The organism is Marinobacter salinexigens, assembly GCF_008370345.1.
Lineage (GTDB): Bacteria > Pseudomonadota > Gammaproteobacteria > Pseudomonadales > Oleiphilaceae > Marinobacter > Marinobacter salinexigens.
Genome location: NZ_VTUU01000085.1, coordinates 1 through 457 on the forward strand (window position 1 = coordinate 1; position 457 = coordinate 457).

The 457-nt window shown below is 61.3% G+C and carries 1 protein-coding gene; it reads right to left on the reverse strand.

Annotated elements, in window-relative coordinates:
• Positions 1-193 precede the first annotated feature (193 nt).
• On the reverse strand, positions 194-457 hold a 264-nt coding region (locus FWJ25_RS20775), incomplete at its 5' end, for a cytochrome b5 domain-containing protein (protein ID WP_149601882.1).

Here is a 457-nt window from a genome sequence, read left to right on the forward strand (position 1 = left end):
CACACACGAGTACATCATGTCATGTGGTAGCACAGCAGTGTATGCAAGGACTAGGAACTATTCAGCAGGCACATCACATACGTCCTTCCATTCAGATTATTGGGTAGCAAAGCAACTAGCAACAAGCAAGCAAGCACAGCACTGAACACCGCAAGAGGCAGGACAGAGTAAATTTAGACCGAGACTGACGAGTTCAGGCGTCGGCGGCGAGTCGGGCGACGACGGGGTACTTGGCCTGGAACTTGATCTCCCAGTCGGCGAGGACGCCGAGCTCCTTGTCGCGCCGGGGCCGTAGAAGCCGCGGCCGGAGGTGATCGTCCTTGGACATCTTGCCGAGGGCGCGGCTGGCCTCGCGGCCCGCGAAGACGGCGTAGGCGCCGCCGGGGCCGTAGAAGCCGCGGCCGGAGGTGACGTCGTAGACCTTGCCCCGGACGGAGACGTAGATGGGCTTGGACGG